General features: G+C 38.1%; 22 protein-coding genes and 2 tRNA genes. 11 read left to right on the forward strand and 13 right to left on the reverse strand.

What is annotated here, in order from left to right:
- Positions 1-359: 359 nt before the first annotated feature.
- From H5119_RS18060 to H5119_RS18095, 8 genes are all read left to right on the forward strand, one after another.
- Complete coding sequence (locus H5119_RS18060) at positions 360-1,292, forward strand: CHAD domain-containing protein (RefSeq protein ID WP_182703209.1); 933 nt, start codon at positions 360-362, stop codon at positions 1,290-1,292.
- A 26-nt stretch (positions 1,293-1,318) separates the two neighbouring features.
- A complete protein-coding gene (locus H5119_RS18065) occupies positions 1,319-2,218 on the forward strand; it encodes a DUF350 domain-containing protein (protein ID WP_024589503.1) in 900 nt (299 codons plus the stop codon).
- Between the two features lie 3 nt (positions 2,219-2,221).
- The gene (locus tag H5119_RS18070; RefSeq protein WP_182703210.1) at positions 2,222-3,943 is read left to right on the forward strand and encodes a polyamine aminopropyltransferase; all 1,722 of its coding nucleotides are present in this window, start codon (positions 2,222-2,224) and stop codon (positions 3,941-3,943) included.
- A 78-nt stretch (positions 3,944-4,021) separates the two neighbouring features.
- Complete coding sequence (locus H5119_RS18075) at positions 4,022-4,435, forward strand: YjfI family protein (RefSeq protein WP_004335098.1); 414 nt, start codon at positions 4,022-4,024, stop codon at positions 4,433-4,435.
- Between the two features lie 24 nt (positions 4,436-4,459).
- Positions 4,460-5,152, forward strand: a complete 693-nt coding sequence (locus H5119_RS18080; RefSeq protein WP_138586300.1) for a PspA/IM30 family protein — start codon at positions 4,460-4,462, stop codon at positions 5,150-5,152.
- A gap of 74 nt (positions 5,153-5,226) precedes the next feature.
- Positions 5,227-5,865, forward strand: coding sequence for a DUF4178 domain-containing protein (locus tag H5119_RS18085; RefSeq protein ID WP_182703211.1), 639 nt, complete (start codon positions 5,227-5,229; stop codon positions 5,863-5,865).
- Complete coding sequence (locus tag H5119_RS18090) at positions 5,862-6,182, forward strand: hypothetical protein (RefSeq protein ID WP_077536557.1); 321 nt, start codon at positions 5,862-5,864, stop codon at positions 6,180-6,182. The genes H5119_RS18085 and H5119_RS18090 overlap by 4 nt, the downstream gene beginning before the upstream one ends.
- A 15-nt stretch (positions 6,183-6,197) precedes the next feature.
- On the forward strand, positions 6,198-6,383 hold the full coding sequence (locus H5119_RS18095; RefSeq protein WP_077536558.1) for a hypothetical protein: 186 nt from the start codon (positions 6,198-6,200) through the stop codon (positions 6,381-6,383).
- 27 nt (positions 6,384-6,410) lie between these two features.
- On the opposite strand, the gene H5119_RS18100 is transcribed toward H5119_RS18095, so the two are convergent.
- The 5 genes from H5119_RS18100 to H5119_RS18120 form a co-directional block, all read right to left on the reverse strand.
- Complete coding sequence (locus tag H5119_RS18100) at positions 6,411-6,812, reverse strand: hypothetical protein (RefSeq protein ID WP_182703212.1); 402 nt, start codon at positions 6,810-6,812, stop codon at positions 6,411-6,413.
- Positions 6,813-6,822: 10 nt separating this feature from the next.
- Positions 6,823-7,335, reverse strand: a complete 513-nt coding sequence (locus tag H5119_RS18105) for a hypothetical protein (RefSeq protein ID WP_182703213.1) — start codon at positions 7,333-7,335, stop codon at positions 6,823-6,825.
- A gap of 113 nt (positions 7,336-7,448) precedes the next feature.
- On the reverse strand, positions 7,449-8,825 hold the full coding sequence (locus H5119_RS18110; protein ID WP_182703214.1) for a lyase family protein: 1,377 nt from the start codon (positions 8,823-8,825) through the stop codon (positions 7,449-7,451).
- An 11-nt stretch (positions 8,826-8,836) separates the two neighbouring features.
- Positions 8,837-9,202: a hypothetical protein gene (locus tag H5119_RS18115; RefSeq protein ID WP_259399017.1), complete on the reverse strand. Its 366-nt coding sequence runs from the start codon at positions 9,200-9,202 to the stop codon at positions 8,837-8,839.
- A 100-nt stretch (positions 9,203-9,302) separates the two neighbouring features.
- The gene (locus H5119_RS18120) at positions 9,303-9,488 is read right to left on the reverse strand and encodes a hypothetical protein (RefSeq protein ID WP_077536563.1); all 186 of its coding nucleotides are present in this window, start codon (positions 9,486-9,488) and stop codon (positions 9,303-9,305) included.
- A gap of 395 nt (positions 9,489-9,883) precedes the next feature.
- On the opposite strand from H5119_RS18120, the gene H5119_RS18125 reads away from it, so the two are divergent.
- Positions 9,884-10,474 (forward strand): DUF938 domain-containing protein, encoded by a 591-nt coding sequence (locus H5119_RS18125; protein ID WP_182703215.1) that lies wholly within the window; start codon positions 9,884-9,886, stop codon positions 10,472-10,474.
- Here the strand turns inward: H5119_RS18125 and H5119_RS18130 are convergent.
- From H5119_RS18130 to H5119_RS18145, 4 genes are all read right to left on the reverse strand, one after another.
- Positions 10,451-11,590, reverse strand: coding sequence for a GNAT family N-acetyltransferase (locus tag H5119_RS18130; protein ID WP_182703216.1), 1,140 nt, complete (start codon positions 11,588-11,590; stop codon positions 10,451-10,453). The genes H5119_RS18125 and H5119_RS18130 overlap by 24 nt on opposite strands.
- A 6-nt stretch (positions 11,591-11,596) precedes the next feature.
- A complete protein-coding gene (locus H5119_RS18135; protein ID WP_182703217.1) occupies positions 11,597-12,973 on the reverse strand; it encodes a carboxylesterase in 1,377 nt (458 codons plus the stop codon).
- A complete protein-coding gene (locus tag H5119_RS18140) occupies positions 12,963-15,686 on the reverse strand; it encodes an ATP-binding protein (protein WP_182703218.1) in 2,724 nt (907 codons plus the stop codon). Before H5119_RS18140 ends, H5119_RS18135 begins: the two co-directional genes overlap by 11 nt.
- Before the next feature lie 71 nt (positions 15,687-15,757).
- On the reverse strand, positions 15,758-16,213 hold the full coding sequence (locus H5119_RS18145; RefSeq protein ID WP_077536568.1) for an Lrp/AsnC family transcriptional regulator: 456 nt from the start codon (positions 16,211-16,213) through the stop codon (positions 15,758-15,760).
- Between the two features lie 131 nt (positions 16,214-16,344).
- Here H5119_RS18145 and H5119_RS18150 point away from each other — a divergent pair, with 131 nt between their 5' ends.
- Together H5119_RS18150 and H5119_RS18155 are read left to right on the forward strand one after the other, a co-directional pair.
- A complete protein-coding gene (locus tag H5119_RS18150; RefSeq protein ID WP_182703219.1) occupies positions 16,345-17,514 on the forward strand; it encodes a monodechloroaminopyrrolnitrin synthase PrnB family protein in 1,170 nt (389 codons plus the stop codon).
- A gap of 1 nt (position 17,515) precedes the next feature.
- Positions 17,516-18,640 carry an aminotransferase class V-fold PLP-dependent enzyme gene (locus H5119_RS18155; RefSeq protein ID WP_182703220.1) on the forward strand — a complete coding sequence of 375 codons (1,125 nt, stop codon included), beginning with the start codon at positions 17,516-17,518 and terminating at the stop codon, positions 18,638-18,640.
- Here H5119_RS18155 and H5119_RS18160 read toward each other — a convergent pair.
- The 4 genes from H5119_RS18160 to H5119_RS18175 form a co-directional block, all read right to left on the reverse strand.
- A complete protein-coding gene (locus tag H5119_RS18160; protein WP_182703221.1) occupies positions 18,624-19,112 on the reverse strand; it encodes an RNA-binding protein in 489 nt (162 codons plus the stop codon). The genes H5119_RS18155 and H5119_RS18160 overlap by 17 nt on opposite strands.
- 206 nt (positions 19,113-19,318) lie before the next feature.
- Positions 19,319-19,411 (reverse strand) — tRNA-Ser (locus H5119_RS18165).
- A 51-nt stretch (positions 19,412-19,462) separates the two neighbouring features.
- Positions 19,463-19,553, reverse strand: a tRNA-Ser gene (locus H5119_RS18170).
- A 221-nt stretch (positions 19,554-19,774) separates the two neighbouring features.
- Positions 19,775-19,915, reverse strand: a complete 141-nt coding sequence (locus tag H5119_RS18175) for a hypothetical protein (protein WP_167368311.1) — start codon at positions 19,913-19,915, stop codon at positions 19,775-19,777.
- Positions 19,916-20,675: the final 760 nt, after the last annotated feature.

Raw genomic sequence — 20,675 nt, forward strand, 5'->3', positions numbered from 1 at the left:
CTAAAACAACCCATTTCTTTGTTGTAAATTTCGCAAAGGGAACAACCATTTATATCAATTTACGCCTAGAACTGAATTATTTTTTCGGCGTAAAATTTAGATCACATACTTAATGGAATTGGTATAACACACACCCATCATGTAGGTGGGGTGTGTAAAAGCACTGCAAGCACCTCTACAATGTTTCTACTTCGATTCGAACTTCACGATTTAGCTCAATATTTTAGCAAATTTTCATTAAATCGTACTTTGATTTCAGAGTTGCTCGTTTCTTCTCATTTTGTTGCAATTTCATTGTTGGTTTAATAAGTGACCTGTGTAAAACTACCTGAGTTAATTTAGTAAATCAGGTGACATGAATGTCGAATATTAAAGCTTGGAAACTTATGAGCCTGTTTTGTTTGTTCGCAGTGCTTATGGGTTGTCAATCCAAAGAAGAGCAGCTGCAACAAACAATTCAAGAGTCTATTAAAAAGGTAGATACGGAGCTGTCTCAGCTTGGTACTGCCCTCGATAATGGAAGTGTACGCAATGCTGTGTTACTTAAAGAGTATGGCGAGCTTCTTAAAAAACAACAGCCAGAGCTTACAAAAGTTGTTGATGTAATTACCCTTGATGCAACCCGCCAAGGTGCACTTTATAGTGGCTTAACGCAGCGACTTAAAGATATTAAAGGAACTTACTTAATTCCTCCTTACGAAGATACGTTACATAGCATTGATTTGTTACGTGATGCATCTAAACCTACGCTATTTTCTGATGCGTTAACCGATCCTATTAATATGCTCGCTGATATGTCGAAAGGCACCTTAGCGCGTGTAGGCGCAATTAGTAAGCAAGCTGAAGGTGAGGGTGTTGGTAATCAAATGGTAGGTAACCCTAACTATGGTAACTGGCAATCAAATAGCAATGGTATTAGCTTTTGGCAATGGTACGGAATGTACCGTATTTTAGGTGATGTATTTGACCGTGTTGAATACGGAAGCTGGAGCAAACGCCGAAAGTATAGCTATTACAATGACTATGGCCGTTCGCGTTATTCAAGCCCTAAACAAATTAAAACCCAAAGCGCACTAGAAACACGCACGCGCCAAACATACCAACGCCAAGGTAAGCAGTTTACAAGCCCTTATGCGAGTAAAAAAACAGGTGCATCAGGTTTAAGCCGTAGTAGTTATACGCCAGCAAAAAGCCGCAGTAGTTATTCTCGTTCGAGCAGTTATAGCAATAGCTCAGGAACGGTGCGTGATAGCGGTAGCAGAACCTCTCGTGGCGTGAGCCGTGGTAAGTAAAAGAATAAAGTTGGAGTTAGAATAATATGTATGAATTTAATGGAATAACTATGTGGTCGCTACAAGCTCTGGCGATTGATTTTGCAATTATTGTTTTATTGTTTGTAAGCCTTAAATATATAAAAGGCTGGGTTTCAAACTTACATGCAAATGATGAAATAACAGAACGTGATAACTTTGCTTTTGGTATTAGCTTTGCCGCTGGCTTAGTGGCACTGGCGATTGTATTAACAGGTGTAAGTAGTGGTGCTTTTGCTGCAACACTGCAACAAGAAGCACTGCAAATGTTAGCTTACGGCGCATTAGCAATTGTACTTATTAAGTTAGGTCACTTTTTTCAAGATAAAGTAGCACTTCGTAAAGTAAGCCTGCACGACGAAATCGTTAAAGGTAACGTTACAGCTTCAATAATTGATTTTGGTCATGTTGTTAGCGTTGCTATCGTTATTCGCTCAGCTCTTTTATGGGTGGCTACTGACGGCTGGCATGGTCTTCCAATTGTAATTGCCGCCTTTATTATAGGTAGCGTTGTATTACTACTTGTTAGCCAGTATCGAGTACAGTTATTTAAGCGTACAAATAAAAGCGGCGACTGCCTACAACAAGCAATTGTAGATGGTAACTTAGCTGTAGGTATTCGTTACGCTGGATTTTTAGTCGGTAGTGCATTAGCTATTACTGCTGCAACAGGTGTTGCGCCATACGCTGCGGATAACATTAATGCGAGTTTACTATACTGGGCTATTAGCGCTGTTGTGAGCCTTGTCGCATTTATTATTTTGCACTTAGTGACAATTAAAATAATTTTATCTGGTTGCGATATTTCAGATGAAGTTAATCGTCAAAAAAATGTAGGTGTAGCTACTATTTCTGCAGCAGTATCATTTGCTGTAGGTATCACTATGGCAACCTTACTAGGCGCATAATCAGTGTCATCAACCAACACTCCCCCAAGTAAGTCTCGCTTACTTGGGCACGATATACTACTTATTACTGTTATGGCTGTGCTTGCTGGGTGCGGCCTTATTTATGAATACTTACTGTCTCATTATGCTGGCCGTGTACTTGGCTCAGTAGAGAGTGCTATTTACGCCATGATTGGTACTATGATTGTAGCAATGGGCTTAGGCGCTTTTTTAGCGCGTTGGTTTAAAGACGCATTCACTGCTTTTGCTTGGCTAGAAAGCATTATAGCTCTGATTGGCATGGGCTGCATTTTAGCGATAGCTAGTGTAATAGCAGTTAGTTATTCTCTTCCTCATTTGTTTTCGAGTATTTTTAATTTACCCCCTGATGTTGTACTCAATGGTTACGTATTTCAAAAGCTACAAGAGTGGTCACGTTTTCTACCTTATGTTTTTGGTTTAATACTGGGCTTATTTATTGGTATGGAAATACCACTTATAGCGCGTATTCGTCAGCATGTTTATGGTCGGTTTTTAGAAAACAACGCGGGGACTATTTATGGTGCCGATTATATTGGCGCTGGTATTGGTGCCGCCATTTGGGTAAGCATCATGCTCTCAATGCCTATAATGCAGGCTGCAGCGTGGACAGCGTTATTTAACATCATAGCAGGGCTCGCATTTTTATGGCGTTACCATACCCATGTACGCTTTGCTAAGGCGCTCTTAGTTTGCCATATAGCATTGTTGGCACTCTTTGGTTTTATTTTGGTATTTGGCAGTGGTTGGATGAACAATCTAAGCAATGTTTTATATAAAGATAAAGTAATTTATTCGCAAGCAACCAAATACCAGCACGTAGTTTTAACCGAAAGATTAAGCAAAAACCAACCTCAGCCAATCACCGATTTATATTTAAATGGGCGTTTGCAGTTCTCAAGTATTGATGAGCAAATATATCATTCAATGCTGGTTTACCCTGCAATGCTTGCCTCTAACAGACATGACCGTGTATTAATAATTGGTGGTGGTGATGGGCTTGCGCTTAGGGATGTTTTAAAATGGCCAGTGAGTGAAGTAACGCTAATAGATTTAGATGCGCAACTACTCAATTTATTCGGTCATAAAGATGGTGACTTTACGCCGCCAGAGCACATCAATAAGCGATTGCTACAGCTAAACAATAAATCGATGCATGACTCGCGAGCCAACATAATTGTAGGTGATGCATTTTTAGAAGTTGAAAAGTTACTTGATCAATCTCAGCAATTTGACACTATCTTAATTGATTTACCCGATCCTAATCATCCTGATCTAAATAAAATGTACAGTGACTATTTTTATAATCATGTGCGGCAGTTATTAGCACCCGATGGTGCAATGGCGGTTCAATCGACTTCACCTTACCATGCAAAAAAAGCATTTTTAAGTATAGGTAAAACGGTCAAAGCCGCAGGGTTTGGCTATGTTGAACAATATCAGCAAAACATCCCTTCGTTTGGTCAGTGGGGTTGGACTATAGCCACCAAAATGGGTCAGTCGGCTAGTGGTCGAATTAATGATGTAGCTGTTATGCCAGTGCCATCAAGGTGGATCAGTAAAGAGTATTTATTAGCAAGTTTTGTATTTCCCAACCATTACTTTGAACAAGTTAAAAGTGTTGAGGTCAATAGGTTAGGCTCTGGTCAATTATATGATTATTACCGAACTGCATGGCAAATAGAAAGCGAATTGTATAAAAATTAAAAAACAAGGTTGACATAATATGTCGGCCGTGAGAATCTTAACTCAGACATAATATGTCAAACGACAAAAGGCAGAGACATGGAATTAAATGAACTTTCAATAAAATTAGCTTCTTTTGAAACTGAAGGTGCTAACTTTGAGTCTTTCTTGATTGCCAACCCTGGCGAGCAAGATGTTTTACAAGTCATTGTTGATGGAAATGATGAACTTCCAATTTTTGTTACACAAACACAAGAGCAGCTTTTATGTATTAGCTACTTGTTTGACGAAGATGAAGTTAAAAGTGAATTACGCAACGAGTTAAACGAAACATTACTACGTTTAAACGTGCCAATTCCACTGAGTGCATTTGCTAAAATCGATAACAAATACGCGATTTTTGGTGCACTGTCGGTAAATTCATCATTAGATGACGTTACCCACGAACTAGTGACATTAGCCGATAACGCTATCGATGCACTAGAAGCCGTGACCTTGTATTTAAACGATTAATAGCTAGTTAGTGGAGTTAAGATTATGAGTATTTTAAAAAAATTATTTACAGCAGTACGTGGCGGCGCTCGTGAAGCAGGCGAAGCAATTGTCGATGCAAATGGCATTCGTATTTTTGAGCAAGAAATTGCAGACGCGCAAAATGCGCTTCATCGTGCTAAAAAAAGCCTTACTGAAGTAATGGCTAAAGAAATGCAAACTAAGCGTAAAATTAGCGCTGTAGATGCATCGATCGCTGAACATGAAGCGTATGCAGGCCAAGCGCTTGAAAAGGGCAACGAAGCGTTAGCATTAGAAATTGCAGAAAAAATTGGTGACTTTGAAGCTGAAAAAGCCGAAAACGAGCAAGTGTTATCTGGCTTTAGCAACCATATCGTTGCGCTTAAGCAGCAAGTTAAAGATGCTGAAAAATCGATTAAAGAGAATCAGCGTCAGCTTACAATGGTTAAAACCACTGAAAGCGTACAGCAAGCAACAATGGCTGTTAACAGCACGCTTAATACAAACAGCTCGTCTATGACATCGGCTCGTCAATCGCTTGAACGCATTAAGCAGCGCCAACAAGATCGAAATGACCAGCTTGGTGCTGCAAAGCAACTTGAGTCAGACGTAAATGGCGATGACTTAAAAGCAAAAATGGCTGAAGCAGGCATTGGCGACACAAGTCCAAAAAGTGCTGATATTTTAGCTCGCATCAAAGCTAAGCAAAATAGCTAACCATTACGTTTATATTTTAAAAAGGTAACCGAGTTTTGCTCAGTTACCTTTTTTGCTTAGAGGGCAGCCTTCCTATGTTTAATTTTTTCAAATCTAAAAAAGAGCCAGAACGTCAGCTTAATCATCCGAGCGATCTTAAAAAAGGCGACATGTTTAGCGTTATCGATTCATTTGCTTATCCTGCATGGTTAAAAGGTGAAACGCTACGTGTTACTGGTATTCAGACTTACCAATATCAGCACAGTAGCGATACTGAATTTGTACTTGAGACAAATAGCGGACAAGTTGTATTTTTACAAATTGAGCAAGATGATGGTGAAGAGTGGGCTAACTTTTCTATTAAAATTCAGCGAAACGAAGTTGAAGAAATATTTAGTCTTGATGAGTTTGCGCGTATTTTTGATGAAGAGTCGTTAACCCACATTACAGTGCAAAATACACCAGAGCGCTTTATGCAGTTTTTAGCTAAAAGCTATCAACAAAGCGAGTCGCCTTATGTGTGTTATTTCCATAATAAAGATTACCGCAACCAAGCATTACCTCGCTATGAGCAAGAAGGTGGTGAGCCATGTGAAATGATTTGCTTAGCGTCAGATAACGAAGGTTTTGGTTTAAATATCGAGATTTGGGATGGCGGCGAAACCGAAGTATCGCTAACGCTAACGCGTCCAATGTCAGACATTGTAGACTTGTTTCCCGGAGATGCTAAGTGAGTGATGCTAAAGACAAGTGGTTACGTCAGGAACAAGCTGTGCGTGCCACGCAAATGGCATTTGATCTAAGCAGCGAAGTTCAAAAGCTGATAAAAAAGCAGGCAATTGATCAAGAACTCACGCCGTCAGATATGATCCGTAAAATACTTGGCTTAGATGTAAAGTCTAAAAAAACGCGCCAACGTTTATCGTTTAATCTAAATGATGATGAAATAGCGCAACTGGCGAGCCGCTTTGAAGTACAAAGTGATGATAAGCGAGCCGTAAAGCAACAAGTAGCTGACTTACTAATTGCTCACACTAAAAAAACTAAGTAGCTGCACTAGATTATTATGAATATTATTTTAATAGCCTACTTAATTATTTTTGCGTTGTTTGGTACTGCGGCGAGTTATTTTGTGCGTTACATTTATGCGTACTGGGTGCTAAAAACAATGCCTATGAAGTACATTATAAAAGCGGGTATTTGTGTGGTTATGGTGATTGTAATCTCAGCGTTAATTCCGTATTTAAGTTAACGCTGAGATTAAGTTATATGTAGTTTATTATTTTATATCAAACGATTGGCATTGCTGATTAATACACAGCGATTGCACTTCAAGTACAGGAGAACAATCAGTTAAGCCTTGTGCTTTATTTTGTATGCTTTCTTGTTTTGTTATTTGTTGAGCAAGCTGTTCCGCTTCTTCTTGAGAGGTGTTTAGCGTTGAATAAACAGCATATTTACTCGGTCCGCCACAAGCACGTGCGCCGACTTCAAGGACTTTACACTGAAAACTAGCCGTACAACTGTTGTTTATAATACTGTTTAGTTCGCTATTTAAGCCCGCTAGATCTTGCTTTTGAACACTGCTTGATGGTGTAGTACTAACGCAGCCGCTCAGCAATAGCATGCTACTAGCAATACTCAAAATTGATAGATTAGCTGGCGATGGCAAACAACTCATAATGATATCCTTAAAATACACTTACCGCTGAGCCTTCAAGCTTAACACATTTATTTTCAACACACTGCGTACTAGGTGTGGTTAAATGTTGGCAAATGCTCATCATACCTTTTTGTGCATTATAGCTACTCTCAAGCTTAGTAATCTTTTCGCTAAGTGCTGTTACTTGTTTTTCAGATGCCGTTTTTACTGAGTAGACAGCAAAGCTACTAGGTCCACCGCATGCACGACTACCGACTGGGCTGACTCTACACTCCATGCTTGTATCACACTGTTTATCTGTAATTAGTGTATTTAACTCGGCTTTAGCCATTTTTATGTCATCGATTGATATGTCTTTTAAATCAGCTGTGGGCAGTTTTTCAGCAACATTACTTTTTGTATTTTCTTGTAATTTTTGCACAGCAGGCATTGATGATTCAGTTTCTGGAGTCACTTTTGTTTGTTCTGTATCAGTAGGGGCTTTATCTAAGCACGCTGTTAAACAAAGTGGTAAAAGTATAGCTAACAATGAAGTACGCATTACAAACCTTGATAGTGATGAATTATTCATCACTATCATACACACTGCATTTTTGACGGCAATAAAAACTATATAATCAGATAATTAAAGCCGTATTTTAGATCCATAAAGAACTACAATCCGCCTTGTGTAAGTTTGGTTGGGTTAAGCAGTTTCTCGAGTTCCTCGCGTGGTAAATCGGTTTCTTGCTCAGCTACATCAATAATAGGGCGGGTTTCTTTGTAAGCTTGCTTTGCTATTTTTGCCGCTTTTTCATAACCGATCACCGGATTAAGTGCTGTTACTAAAATTGGATTTTTTGCTAGGGCTTTGTCTATATTTGGCTGATTCACCTTAAAGCTGGCAATGGCTTTATCGCCCAATGCTTGCGCGCTATTGGCAAGTAATTCTATGCTTTGCAAAATATTATAAGCAATGACTGGCAGCATTACGTTTAATTCAAAATTACCCGCTTGCCCTGCGACAGTTATAGTGGCGTCGTTACCTATTACTTGTGCGCTTACCATTGCGGCTGCTTCTGGTATCACAGGATTAACTTTACCTGGCATAATAGATGAGCCCGGTTGGAGTGCTTCAAGCTCTATTTCACCAAGGCCCGCTAGTGGACCTGAGTTCATCCAACGAAGGTCGTTCGCTATTTTCATTTGTGCTACAGCGAGTACTTTTAATTGCCCCGAAAGCGCTACTATGGCGTCTTGTGAGCCAATATTATAGAAAAAGTTACTGCTAGGCGTAAATCTAATACCTACATTAGCACTCAGATTTTCTGTAAATTTTGCTGCAAATTTAGGGTCCGCGTTTATGCCGGTTCCCACTGCTGTGCCGCCTTGTGCTAACTCGCAAACACGCTCTAAACTATGTCGTATTCCTGCCGCAGCATGATTAATTTGTGATTGCCATGCACTTAGTGTTTGGTCAAACGTAACAGGCATTGCATCCATTAAATGCGTACGGCCCGTTTTAACTATATGGCCTACTTCAATTTTTTTCTTTTCTAGGCTTTGCGATAAATTTTCAAGCGAAGGAAGTAACTCATACACTACATTTATCGCACTACTGAGTGCGATAGCAGTGGGGACTACATCGTTAGAGCTTTGTCCCATATTTACATCATCGTTAGGGTGAATACGCTCATTACCTAATCGGCTAGCAAGCGTTGCAATAACTTCGTTGGCATTCATATTTGAACTTGTACCTGAGCCTGTTTGAAAAATATCAACGGGGAAGTGCTCAACATGATCGCCATCAATAATACTTTGGCATGCTTGCTCAATCGCATGTGCTTTGGCTTTATTTAGGTGTCCAAGTTCGCAGTTACTTTGTGCGGCTGCTTGTTTTATATAAGCCAGTGCGGTTATAAATTGCTTAGGCATAGAAAGACCACTAATCGCAAAGTTATTAACGGCTCGTTGTGTTTGTGCCTGGTAGAGGGCATTAATAGGTACTTGTAATTCGCCCATGCTGTCTGCTTCTACTCTAAAATTACTCATAAATGCGCTCCTTAAAAAGGGTTAAATTCGTGACTAAGAATACGAGCTTCACGCTCAAGTATTAAAAATTTTGCCGTGTTGTTATGAACTTTATAAAACCGCTTTAATGCCAACAGTGGTTTGTATAACTGATTCAAGCATTGTTTTCGAATAGCATTGTGTATAAGAGGGTCGCACATTTTGTTCATAATTTCATGATGTGCACGCCTAAGATAAAACTCTTGGAGCAAAGGATTACGCTGTTGCTCAAAATTTTTGGCTACGTTTAGGGCGGTTTCTATGTAATCGGCAACAAGCATTGGAGCATGCAGGCCAGGTCTTAAGCAATGACAAGAGAGTTCTTGATGGTAACGATATTGCGTATGTTTTAAAGGCATAAAAAAACCGACTCAACTTAACGATAATAGTTATCATTACATTTTATCGGTTTCTGTGTAAATAGTTATTCTAAAATTATTTATGGTACTGAGCGGAGCCTTAATTGTAGCCAAGAATAAATATTTGGTCTGTTTCATGTTTTGTCATCGTCTTTTGATTATGTTTGGGGTGCGAAAGCAAATCGATTACGGTAGCTCTCATATCAGCGGATTCACGATGTTCGTTGATGTTTTTTTCTGCTATAGCAACAGCTGCGTCTACAGCTGTATAAGGTGGAGTGTGCATAATAATTATCCTCTTGATTAAACTCTTAATTAACCCTATTTAGCCTGAACTTTGGATAATAAATCTATCTCAAGCAGCTATTTTCAGCGCTAACTACGTTGAATTTACTTGCAATAGGCCAGCTATTGACGCGTAAGTTCGCCTTGTTTTAACTGAAAATCTCTGGCTAGAGAAAAATAAATATCATTATGATTCAATGTATTAGTAAATATCTTAACCAGAGTTCAGGTTATTTAGGATTGATATAACTAAAGCATAATGCATACCACCGCCTTTAATTTATTATAGTTCTATGAATTCAATAGCTTTTATAGATATTCTATAAAACTTTAATTACCCAATATTATCAATTTGCGATATTGTTGTGCAATATGCTTCTCATTTGGTGCAAAGTAATGACAAAACCTTTCTCGCAAGCTTGTGAAAATAATAAAACTCCTATTTTAGACGTGCTTACCAAGGTACTTAACAAAACTAAACGATTACTTGAGATAGGTTCCGGTACGGGTCAGCATAGTGTGTTTTTTGCAGAGCAACTCCCCCATTTACACTGGCAAGCTAGTGATAGAGAAGTTAACCACGAAGGTATAAATCTGTGGCATAGCGAGGTTAGCTTAGTTAATTTGCATGCGCCGTTGCCTCTTGATTTAAACTATGACTGGCCGGTTGATAAAGTGGATGCAGTGTATACTGCTAATACCTTTCACATTGTTAGTTGGGAATTAGTTGAACTGTTTTTTAAAGGTGTGGAGCGCCATTTAGAAAGCCAAGGCATGGTATGTATTTATGGTCCATTTAAATACCAAGGTCAGTTTACTAGTTCGAGTAATGAAGAATTTAATCGCTTTTTACTTGAGCGTGATCCATTGAGTGGTATTCGTGATTTCGAAGCGGTCGAAAAATTAGCAAAGCAAGCAGGGCTCGAGTTTATTAACGATACGGCCATGCCTGCAAATAATCAGTTACTTGTTTTTAAACGGCAGTAATGAGCTACATTGCTCTTTATATATATCAATATGGCTGCGTTCACGTTTTAAATAGTCGCTTATTGCATTACTAAAGTCGCCATCAACAATATGGTGAGCCGAGTAGGTGAGTACGGGTTCAAAGCCGCGTGCTATTTTGTGCTCACCTTGTGCACCTGAATGAAAACAGCTCAGTTTGTTTTTTATGGCGAACTCAATACCTTGGTAATAACACAACTCAAAGTGCAGCGAATCTACTTCTTCGCTTGCTCCCCAGTAACGTCCATAAAGCGTATTTTTACCTACTAAACTAAGTGTTGCAGCAATCACGCTGTCGTCTTTTTTGGCCAGCATAACAACGAGATTATTAGCCATTAATGCATGTAAAAGCGTAAAAAACTCCATATTTAAATAGCCCAAATGACCAGAGCGCTTTAAGTAGGTACGTTGATAAAACTCACAAAACAATTGCATTACCTCGGGCGTAATTTGTGTGCCTTGCAGCCATTCAATAGCAATATTCTGTTGTGCTATTTTGGCTCGCTCTTTTTTAAGTGATTTACGTTTTCGTGAGCTAAGAATTTGTAAAAAGTCGTCGAAGGTTTCAAAGTTTTTATTAAACCACTGAAACTGTACACCCACTCTTAACATGGCGTGTTGCTCAGTCAATGATGTCGCTTGAGCTTGGTCGCAAAAATTAACATGCCAACCAGACCAACCTTGTTGAGCACCGTGTATGCTCAGTTGCTCAGTTATATATTGATACACAATACTTGGATCCGCATGCTCGATAGCAATACGCTTGCCTTCAATAGGGCTAAAGGGAATACCAGATAGCCACTTGGGATAATATTCTAAACCGTGTTTTTCGTATGCTTCTGCCCATGCCCAATCAAACACATACTCGCCATATGAATGGCTTTTTAAGTACCCAGGTGCGAGTGCAATTAGTGTGTCACCTTCAAAAATAGCCAAGTGATGGGGTTGCCAACCGCTTTGTTGTGTTACGCATTGGCTTTGCTCTAGGGCATATAAAAATGCATGTTGAGTAAATGGCTCATCGCCAAATAAACGTTGCCATTGCGCCTGATCAATCTTATTAATACTGCTAAACCATTGGTGCGAAAACGTTCCCATGACTACTTACCTTGTAGTTGTTCTGAGCTGTTCTACGTTTTTAATAAACGTATTAATTTGCATTTTAAGCTCGGTAAAATGAGGATTATAAGTTAAGCGTTGTAAAGCCGGATAATGTTCTAAGTTGGCGCTTGTACGTTCTCCTAGTTGTGGGTTTTTTGTTGTTTTACATGTTTCATACTGCGGCTCGTCGTTAATAAAGCTGCCACAATTACGATAAGTTGCGTTAATTCCATAATGTGGATTTTGCGGTGAGTTAACAACAGCAATATGCGACATACCATGAACCTTTTTACATTGAGGTGTTGTGCATTGCGGATTATTTACTGTGTAGTCACTAGCAAAGTCTGGCGGTAAAATATCAGTGCTTCCATAAAGTACTAAAGTATCGAGCGGCTTATATTTTACTGAATTATCTTTATGTAACGCACTTAATAACTTTAGCGTTGCACGCGTATCTATCGTGGTATCAATGTCGGAAAGTACACTAAAAATAGGTAATTTAAGTGCAGGGCGTTTGTTTAAGCTACTTACGCTTGCAAGTGACATTGCATCGTACGAAGCGGCAGCTGCATTTAAAGGAAATGATTCATACTTAGCAAAGTCTACATCGGCGTCTTTGTCTATCCAATTAACAAAAGGGATTGCATCAATCCATTTTGCAAGCCAACCATGCTTGTTATGCGGCTCAGTTGCCGGAGAATAAAACATAAGTGCTTTGATTTTAGGTGATAAGGCTTGCTTGGTTGCGTAATCAATAAGTAAAGCCGCGCCCGTAGAGTAACCAGCGAGTATCACCTCATCGAAGTCTTGCACCGAGCGTTCAACCCCGTATTTTATTGCTTGTTGCCATTGGTTAACCTCTATATTTAGTAAAGCACTTGCGGCGCTTCCATGTCCAGGTAATAAAATAGTACGCACAGTATAGCCTTGCTGATAATACACCTGCGCTAAATCGTGGTACGTAAAGGGTGAGTCGGTCAGACCATGAATTAGTAATGCAACTTTATTGCTGTTTGGATGCGTAAGCTCAAAAGGTGCAATGAGATCTGCAATAGTAGGGCGTTGCTTGCGCTTACCTTGTGTAACTAATTGCTGATAAGTAGCTGTAATAACCGGGCATGGCATAGATGCGCGAGGGTTGGCTTTATTGATATGTTTATATGCAAAATCTAAGTAATCTTTGAATGGTAAAAGGGCTTTATAGTTAAAGTGCTGGCGGTTGTGCTCATTTTCAAAACGTAATAAACCTTGTTGCTTACTTTTTGTTATAAAATTAAAGTCGCTCGCCTGTGATGTACAGTTCTGAGCGACAACAATATGAGAAAAAACACCTAAGACAAAACTAAATAATACCTTTAAAATTAAAATACTATTGTTCATTTACGACTGCATATTGGGCAAGACACTCACTAAGCTTACTGAGTTCAAGTGGTTTTGCAAGATGCTGATTAAACCCAACTGCTTGTGCATGCGCTTTGTCTTCTGGCATAACATCAGCGGTTAAGGCAATGATAGGGAGTTCTTTATCTGTTTTAAATTGCCTGATCAGTGCAGTGGCTCTATACCCATCCATTACAGGCATTTGGCAATCCATTAGGACTAAATCAAAGTTTTGCTGTTTAACTATATCAACAGCCATTTCTCCATTTTCAACAAGGTGTGGAACTATTCCTAACGAACTGAGCATGGCTTTAATGACCATTTGATTAACAGGGTTGTCTTCAGCAACAAGAATTTTTAAACAGGCAATATTAATGTTGGTGTATTCAACTACAGGGGGGGCTTGTGGTGCGGTGGTAGCCAACTCTATAGAGAGCGTAAATGTAGAGCCTTTATTTAACTCACTTTGCAATGTTATTTCGGCGTCCATAAGTTGACTTAGTTCTTTCGCTATTGCTAATCCGAGGCCTGTACCGCCAAACTGCCTTGAAGTAGAGCTATCGGCTTGAGTAAATGCATTAAAGAGGTTTTTATGTTGGCTTTCTTTTATTCCAATGCCGGTATCGATAACCGAAATAGTGAGTTGAGTTTTATTGGGTGCACTAAGTTTAGCTTCTATATTGACAGTAACACCCCCCTTACTTGTAAACTTAATCGCATTACTACATAAGTTAAGTAGTATTTGCTCTATTCGCATGGAATCGCCTATAAACCATACGTTCCCTTGCAAGCTAGAGTTAATTTTCCAGTCAATCCCTTTGTTGCTCGCGCTTTGTTCGAACATATTATTTATACGCTGTATCAGTGCATTAAAATCAAATGGTATATATTCAATAACTAAGCGTTGCGACTCTATTTTTGAAATATCGAGGATGTCGTTAATCAAACCCAATAAGCTTTTGGATGATGAGTTTATTTTATCTAAATAACCAATAAGAGTCGTCGCGCTATCGTCTTTGCGAGCAAGCGAAGAAAAGCCAATCACTGCATTTAATGGAGTGCGAATTTCGTGACTCATATTAGCTAAAAACTGACTTTTAGCTTGATTAGCTAAATCGGATTGTTTTTTTGCTTGCGCGAGTGAATGAGTGCGCTCTGTAACCTGGCGAGTAAGTTCAATTTGCTGTTGATTGAATAAAAACAACACCATTAAAATGAGTGAGCATACTGCCACTTGGAGAACGAGAAGCAGTAAAGTAAATTGGTTATTATGCTGTGCTAAAAAACTTTCTTTAAGCGCTAGTTTTACAATCCATTGTTGCCCACCAAAATTAATGTTGAAGGACATAATCCGACTACCTTTAGCTTGGTCTAAATTTTCAGCATAGTTATTATAAAAAGGAGGCTTATTTATATCTTCATAGATATCAATTGAAAACATTTCAGACTGTTGTTTGGAAATAGCCTGTTCAATAATACTGTGTATCAAAAATACACCAGTGGCATAGCCTTTGACTGTTTCTCTATTTTCATTTTGAGAATAAACAGGTGCGAATAACAAATAGGTAGGACCTGATACTTTGCTTTGCGTTAGCAGTTGAATTATTTTAGTGCCTACAGGTAAGTGACCTGTGTTTGACTTAAGTAATGGCCCTTTTAAATCTGAATTTGAAAGAATGTTGAAGCCAATAACTTTTTGATTACCACTAAAAGGAGCTATGTATTTTACAATAATAAGGGGATCATCTTTTTCAAGAGGCTCACCAACAATCTCAATACTGGAATGGTAAATACTGGATATTTCTTTGATAAAATCTTGATGCTTATTCTGTGGTATTTTTTCATTCCAGGATAATGTTTTTATAAATGAGTGCTGCTCAAGGAGTTGATCTGCGTATGAATAGAAGTCTTGTTGGCTCAACGTAGAAGATGATTGAACTTGGCTTGCTAAGCTCTGCACTGCAATAATACTTCGGTTTGTGTATCTATAAAGGCTGTTTTCTATGACGTGTACTTCACGCTCGGCAATTTTGATCGTGTTTTTACGATTTTCTTGCTCGTATAATTGTGTTGTTACTGCCACCGATATAAACAACACTGAACACACTGCGATTGTTGGAAGGGCTGAAATACTATGTTGATTTGATTTTAGTGGTAATAGCGAGAGTAAGAAAGGGGTTGCTATCAATACCCCTAAAGTATCTCCAAGCCACCAATAAATAACATTTTGCCAGTGATTATCAACGCTATAAGCCGAATTAAACTGGCTCAATGCGAATACGCCTAAATTGGCTGAAATTAAGCTAACTAAGATGGCGACAACTACAATAAAGTAGACAATATTTTTACGTTTTTTAAAGTGCAGTGGATGCCCAAGCCAGCACTTTAACAATGCTGCACCTACTATCGCCTGTATTACAACACCAAGGGCAATATACATAGCCTCATTAAATGAGCTTCCTATAAGCACCATTTCGTGAAGTGAGCTATCAAAAATATTCAAATTAAACGCCATTGCAGCTATAAATAAAGGTGGAATGAAGCGCCACCACCATATATAACAACCTACTAAAGCAATGCCTGCAGGTAACCAAATAGGAATTGTTTGCGAGTTAAATGCGAGTTTAGTGAGTGTAATGCCTACAAAAAAGTAAGCTAAAACAAAAAGTGTGTAGAAAATGATAGAGTGGTATTTAGAGTTAAAGTTTTTCACATAAGTCCCAAACAGTTTTTATTTTTATTTTATAGTTCAGTATAGCTAACAGTAAGTTATTTGGGGAGTTTTTATAAAGGCAGTTGCTTTTTACTAAATGACTGCTTGAGCACCACTGTTGATTCTATATTCGCAATGTAACTTAAACCGCCTAATTGGTGTTTTACAAACTGTTCATAGCTTTCTAAATCGTGTGCAATGATTTTTAATAGATAATCGTAACTACCTGATATTACACAGCACTCTAATACGTGGGGGAGCTTTTCTACGTGTTGTTCAAATTGCTCTGCTGCACTGACTGAGTTTTGGCTTAAGCGTACAAACGCATACACCAATACATTTAGATTAAGGGCCTTTGGGTCAAGAGCTGCATGATAACCAATAATGACTTTTTCTTGTTCAAGCTTTTTTATACGCCTCAGACACGGAGTATCAGAAAGGCTAATCCGACTCGCCAAATCTGAAATTGATATCCGAGCTTGTGATTGCAAGGCGACAAGTAATTGTTGATCTTTTTTATCTAACACAGGTGGATTCTTATTAATTATTTTTATATCAGTAGTGATTATTGCTAAGTTTACTTGGTTTTACTAATTTTTTTGGTGCTTTACCCTAATTGAACTCTGTTAGCATTTAATAAAAATAGCAGAGAATAATAATGAATACACATACAGCTATATTCGATCAATGGATAAGAACAAGGTTTGCAGCTATAAATAGCGAGCTAGAGCAGCTTTATTGGCAACAGAGCGACAAAGCCAATGTGGAAGGTATTGGGGATGCTTTAAAGCAACAATTAAAAAATGAAGGCAATGCATTAATTAGTAATTTATTAGCTGAAGGAAATACCGACCAAGGCTTTGATAGTGCTTTTGACTTACTTGGTAATGTAGGGTTGTTTATGGCTGCGTGTCGGCGTCATGAAATTACCGAACCAAGCAGAGAAACAACGTCACCTTTGATAGAAGCCTCTGCGCTGGCAATGCATATAGGTGCCTCTATTGGTGTAACCCCTCGTTTTGCGACTGCTCATTTAACGACTCATAACAAAGCGCTTAATGGCGTTTATAAACGCTTTACCAATTTACCCGATGAAAAGTTATTTCTTGATTATAATACTCAAGGTATTTTGGCCTATAAGCGAGCAAGCGATGCATTATTGAAAATATTGCCATTAGGGATCTCACACCCCTTGTGTGGTGAATTATTAAAAGTGGCAAAGCATGCACTTAGCGCTGTCATTGAATCAAATAATGCACTGTATAATCAGCTCGATACCGAGCGGTTTTTTAATTGTGTACGTCCTTATTATAAGCCATATCGTGTTGGAAAAGAGGTATACAGAGGTGCAAATGCGGGAGATTTTGCCGGAATTAACGTGATTGATATGCTGCTTGGGCTCTGCAGTGCAAATGAACCTAGTTACTCGCAAATGCTGGTGGATAAGTTTTTATATATGATGCCGGAAGATCAGCAAATATTGCGAGAGGCCATGCGCATGCAAAGCTTTATGGATGATTTTTTACAAGCTGAGCAGCATAAAAATTCAGACTGGTTTAAAACGCATGCAAAATTATTTATACAAGTGTGCAAATTGCATGGCGACACAGCCATTGGTCATCACAATCAGCTAGTCGAAAAATTTATTGCTCAGCCCTCAAAAAATATGCAACAGCAGCATATGAGTAAGGTAACAGCAAGTGGTCCGCCGCTTCATGTATTACTTGATTCGCTCGAAAAATTAAGAGATAGGCGATCCAGCGCAAAACGTGATGATATAAAAACACGCTTTGATGATCTCAACACACTTAAACAGTGGATTAAATAACATGCTTAAAAATGACTTTTGTATGGCTAATGGCTGCTACTTATTAAACCATTCTGTAGGGCGTCCACTTAAAGATACACAACAATATTTAGCTGAGCATTATTTTTTACCATGGGAGAGTTCAAATAAAGAGCCTTGGCAGCAATGGTTGCCAGCGGTTGAGCAATTTACTATCGCACTTAGTCAATTATTTAATACGCCTAGCTCACAGTTTTGCCCTCAGGTAAATTTATCTAGCGGCTTAACAAAGTTGCTTATGTCACATTCTCGACTGCAACAAAAAAATTGCAAAGTACTGATGGCGCAAAGTGATTTTCCTAGCATGGGTTTTGTTATGCAAAATGCACTGCCAGCATGCGCACAAATTATATTTATACCTGAGCATGAGGATTTAAGTGATATTAATGTTTGGTCGCGATATTTAACTGCCGACATCGATTTAGTTTTTATAAGTCATGTATATTCAAATACTGGTGTGCAAGCGCCTGTGCACGACGTTGTGGCACAAAGTAAATTAGTGAATAGTTTATCTATTATTGATGTTGCTCAATCTGCAGGTGTTATACCGCTTGATTTAAGTGCACTTGATGCTGACTTTATGATTGGCTCAAGCGTTAAATGGTTATGTGGAGGTCCAGGGGCTGCCTATTTATGGATTAACAAAAACCAACTCGAGTGTTGCAAGCCTAAAGATGTGGGATGGTTTTCGCATCAAAATCCATTTGAGTTTGATATACACCATTTTGAGTATAACAGTAGTGCACTCAAATTTTGGGGAGGAACCCCTTCGGTTGCACCTTATATTATTGCTGCTAATAGCATTAATTACTTCGCAAAACTTGGCGTTGAAAAAATAAGAGCGCATAATTTTGCAATGGTCACACTTATTCACGAACAACTCGGTGAGTTTGTTTTTTCGCCAATATCGATTGAAAAGTGTAGTGGTACTGTGATTTTAGACTTTAAGGGAGAACAAGACATTGTGTTTCAGGCACTAGTTAACAAAGGTATAAGTGTTGATGTGCGTAAATATGGAATTCGGGTGTCACCACACATATATAATACAATAGATGACATGCTCTTATTTATCCTAACTGTAAAACAAGCTATTAGGGGCGTTGACTAAGTTGTAATTTTTGCTGCGTTAGAAACTTAATTTGTTGTTGCGCCTGTTGAATTACAGGCTCGTAAGATTGCTTTAAGGACGTTATTTTAGTGGCAATTGCATCAGCAATAGATGAAGCGCCCAAGCGGTTTGCTTTATCTTGTGTCATATAGTTTATTTGTTGTTTTTTATCATTATATTCTTTTTCATATTGTTTAATAGAGCGTTTAAGATTTGCTATTTTACGATCAATTTTCTGAATTTTTAAATAATCATCTACAGATACACCCACTGTCTTATTATCTGGCACTTTCGTGCTATTTGTTTGCGTTATATTAGGCGCTTTAAGTGTAATTGCTTTTGCATTTTTAGCGCACGGAGTTTGACTAAATGTAGGTATGCCTTTAATAACACACTTATAAACAATAATGTCTTCAGCAAGGCAGCTAAATGTGATGGTTAAGCAAAGTGATAACAGTATGGCTTTAATCATAGTTAAACCTAAATTGGCTTAAAGTTAGACCAATGATGCACTACGCAATTGATTTTCACAATTTGTTTGAGTAAATGTGAGGGCGAAGGGTTAGAAATCTCAGAGAAGAGGTTTTTGGTTATACACTTTATGGTTAGCCTTCTGAGGGATTTTTATGATAAATTTTAGGCATAAAAAAACCACAATTAAGTGGTTTAAATTGAGTATGGTGGAGAGGGAGGGATTCGAACCCTCGATAGAGCTACAAACTCTATACTCCCTTAGCAGGGGAGCTCCTTCGGCCACTCGGACACCTCTCCAACGCATAACCGTTTGTATTGATGGAGATAGAAAAGCCACCAATTAAAATATGGTGGAGAGATAGGGATTTGAACCCTAGATGGGCTATAAACCCATGCCGGTTTTCAAGACCGGTGCATTCGACCACTCTGCCATCTCTCCGTGACGCAGAATAATACTTAGGTGACACCCTCGTGTAAATAGCAAAAACAACTGTTTGCTCAAAATTCGTACTTAAATGAGGTTTTTTTTTTAAATAAGGTGAAATTGAGGTTATTTTTAAAGAAATAAATAGGTTGCAGCAAACGGAGGGAACTAAAGAAGATACTTCATTTAGTGGTTGGGTGTTTGCTGCACCGTATAAATAATCATGGTTGAGGTGATTATTTATATTGAACTGCACCGCCAAGTGCTAGTTTTTTACCAAAACGGTTAAGTCTAGCTAACATTTTTGCTTTACGGTTAGTTGGTTTAACTGCAATGTGAGTTGCCACTGTTTGGTTTAATGTATTAATTGGGTTCATTATCTTGCTCCGGGTTGTGTCTGTTGAGAACGAATGCATTTTGCGCGTTTTTTGATTAAAAATAAAACGATAAAAATTAGGGTCGAGTCATTAGATATATTAATGCGAATTTTATTTTGTTATCATTTTTTTACTTTTTATTTTAATAGTTATGAATATAAATTTGATGTGATATTGTTTTTAGTTTATTTGTTACAGCTAGTTAGGTGTTTCTATTTTGTTTTTATGCATTTTATAGAATGTTTTTTGAATTTTCATTCAGATTAAAATATTTTGCACGAAACTTTTTTTTGGTACTTTTTTATTATGTGGTTAAATAAAAAATATTTATAGTTATTAATTTAAGTGTAAAAAATATAAAAATAATTAGATTTTATTAGGGTCTACTTATCTTTAAGGTTGCATTTACAGCAGTGTATTTGGTTTTAGGCAGGCTAGCGTCTATGGGGTGTAATTATACCAATTTTATTAAAAACATGATCATTCTAGCGTATTAACTCACTAACTACGTTAAAAATTATTTATATAAAACAACTGTGTATCATGGTTTTAGCCTTGTTATTATCTTTATAATAGATCACTAACTTTATGCAATTGGTATTATTCTCTATAAAACAGGTGCAAGGGAGAAGTGCTAAATAACCTGAACTCTGGATAATAAATCTATCTCGAGCAGCTATTTTCAGCGCTAACTACGTTGAATTTACTTGCAATAGGCCAGCTATTGACGCGTAAGTTCGCCTTGTTTTCACTGAAAATC

The sequence above is a fragment of the Pseudoalteromonas sp. SG45-5 genome (assembly GCF_014164085.1).
GTDB classification, from domain to species: domain Bacteria; phylum Pseudomonadota; class Gammaproteobacteria; order Enterobacterales; family Alteromonadaceae; genus Pseudoalteromonas; species Pseudoalteromonas aliena.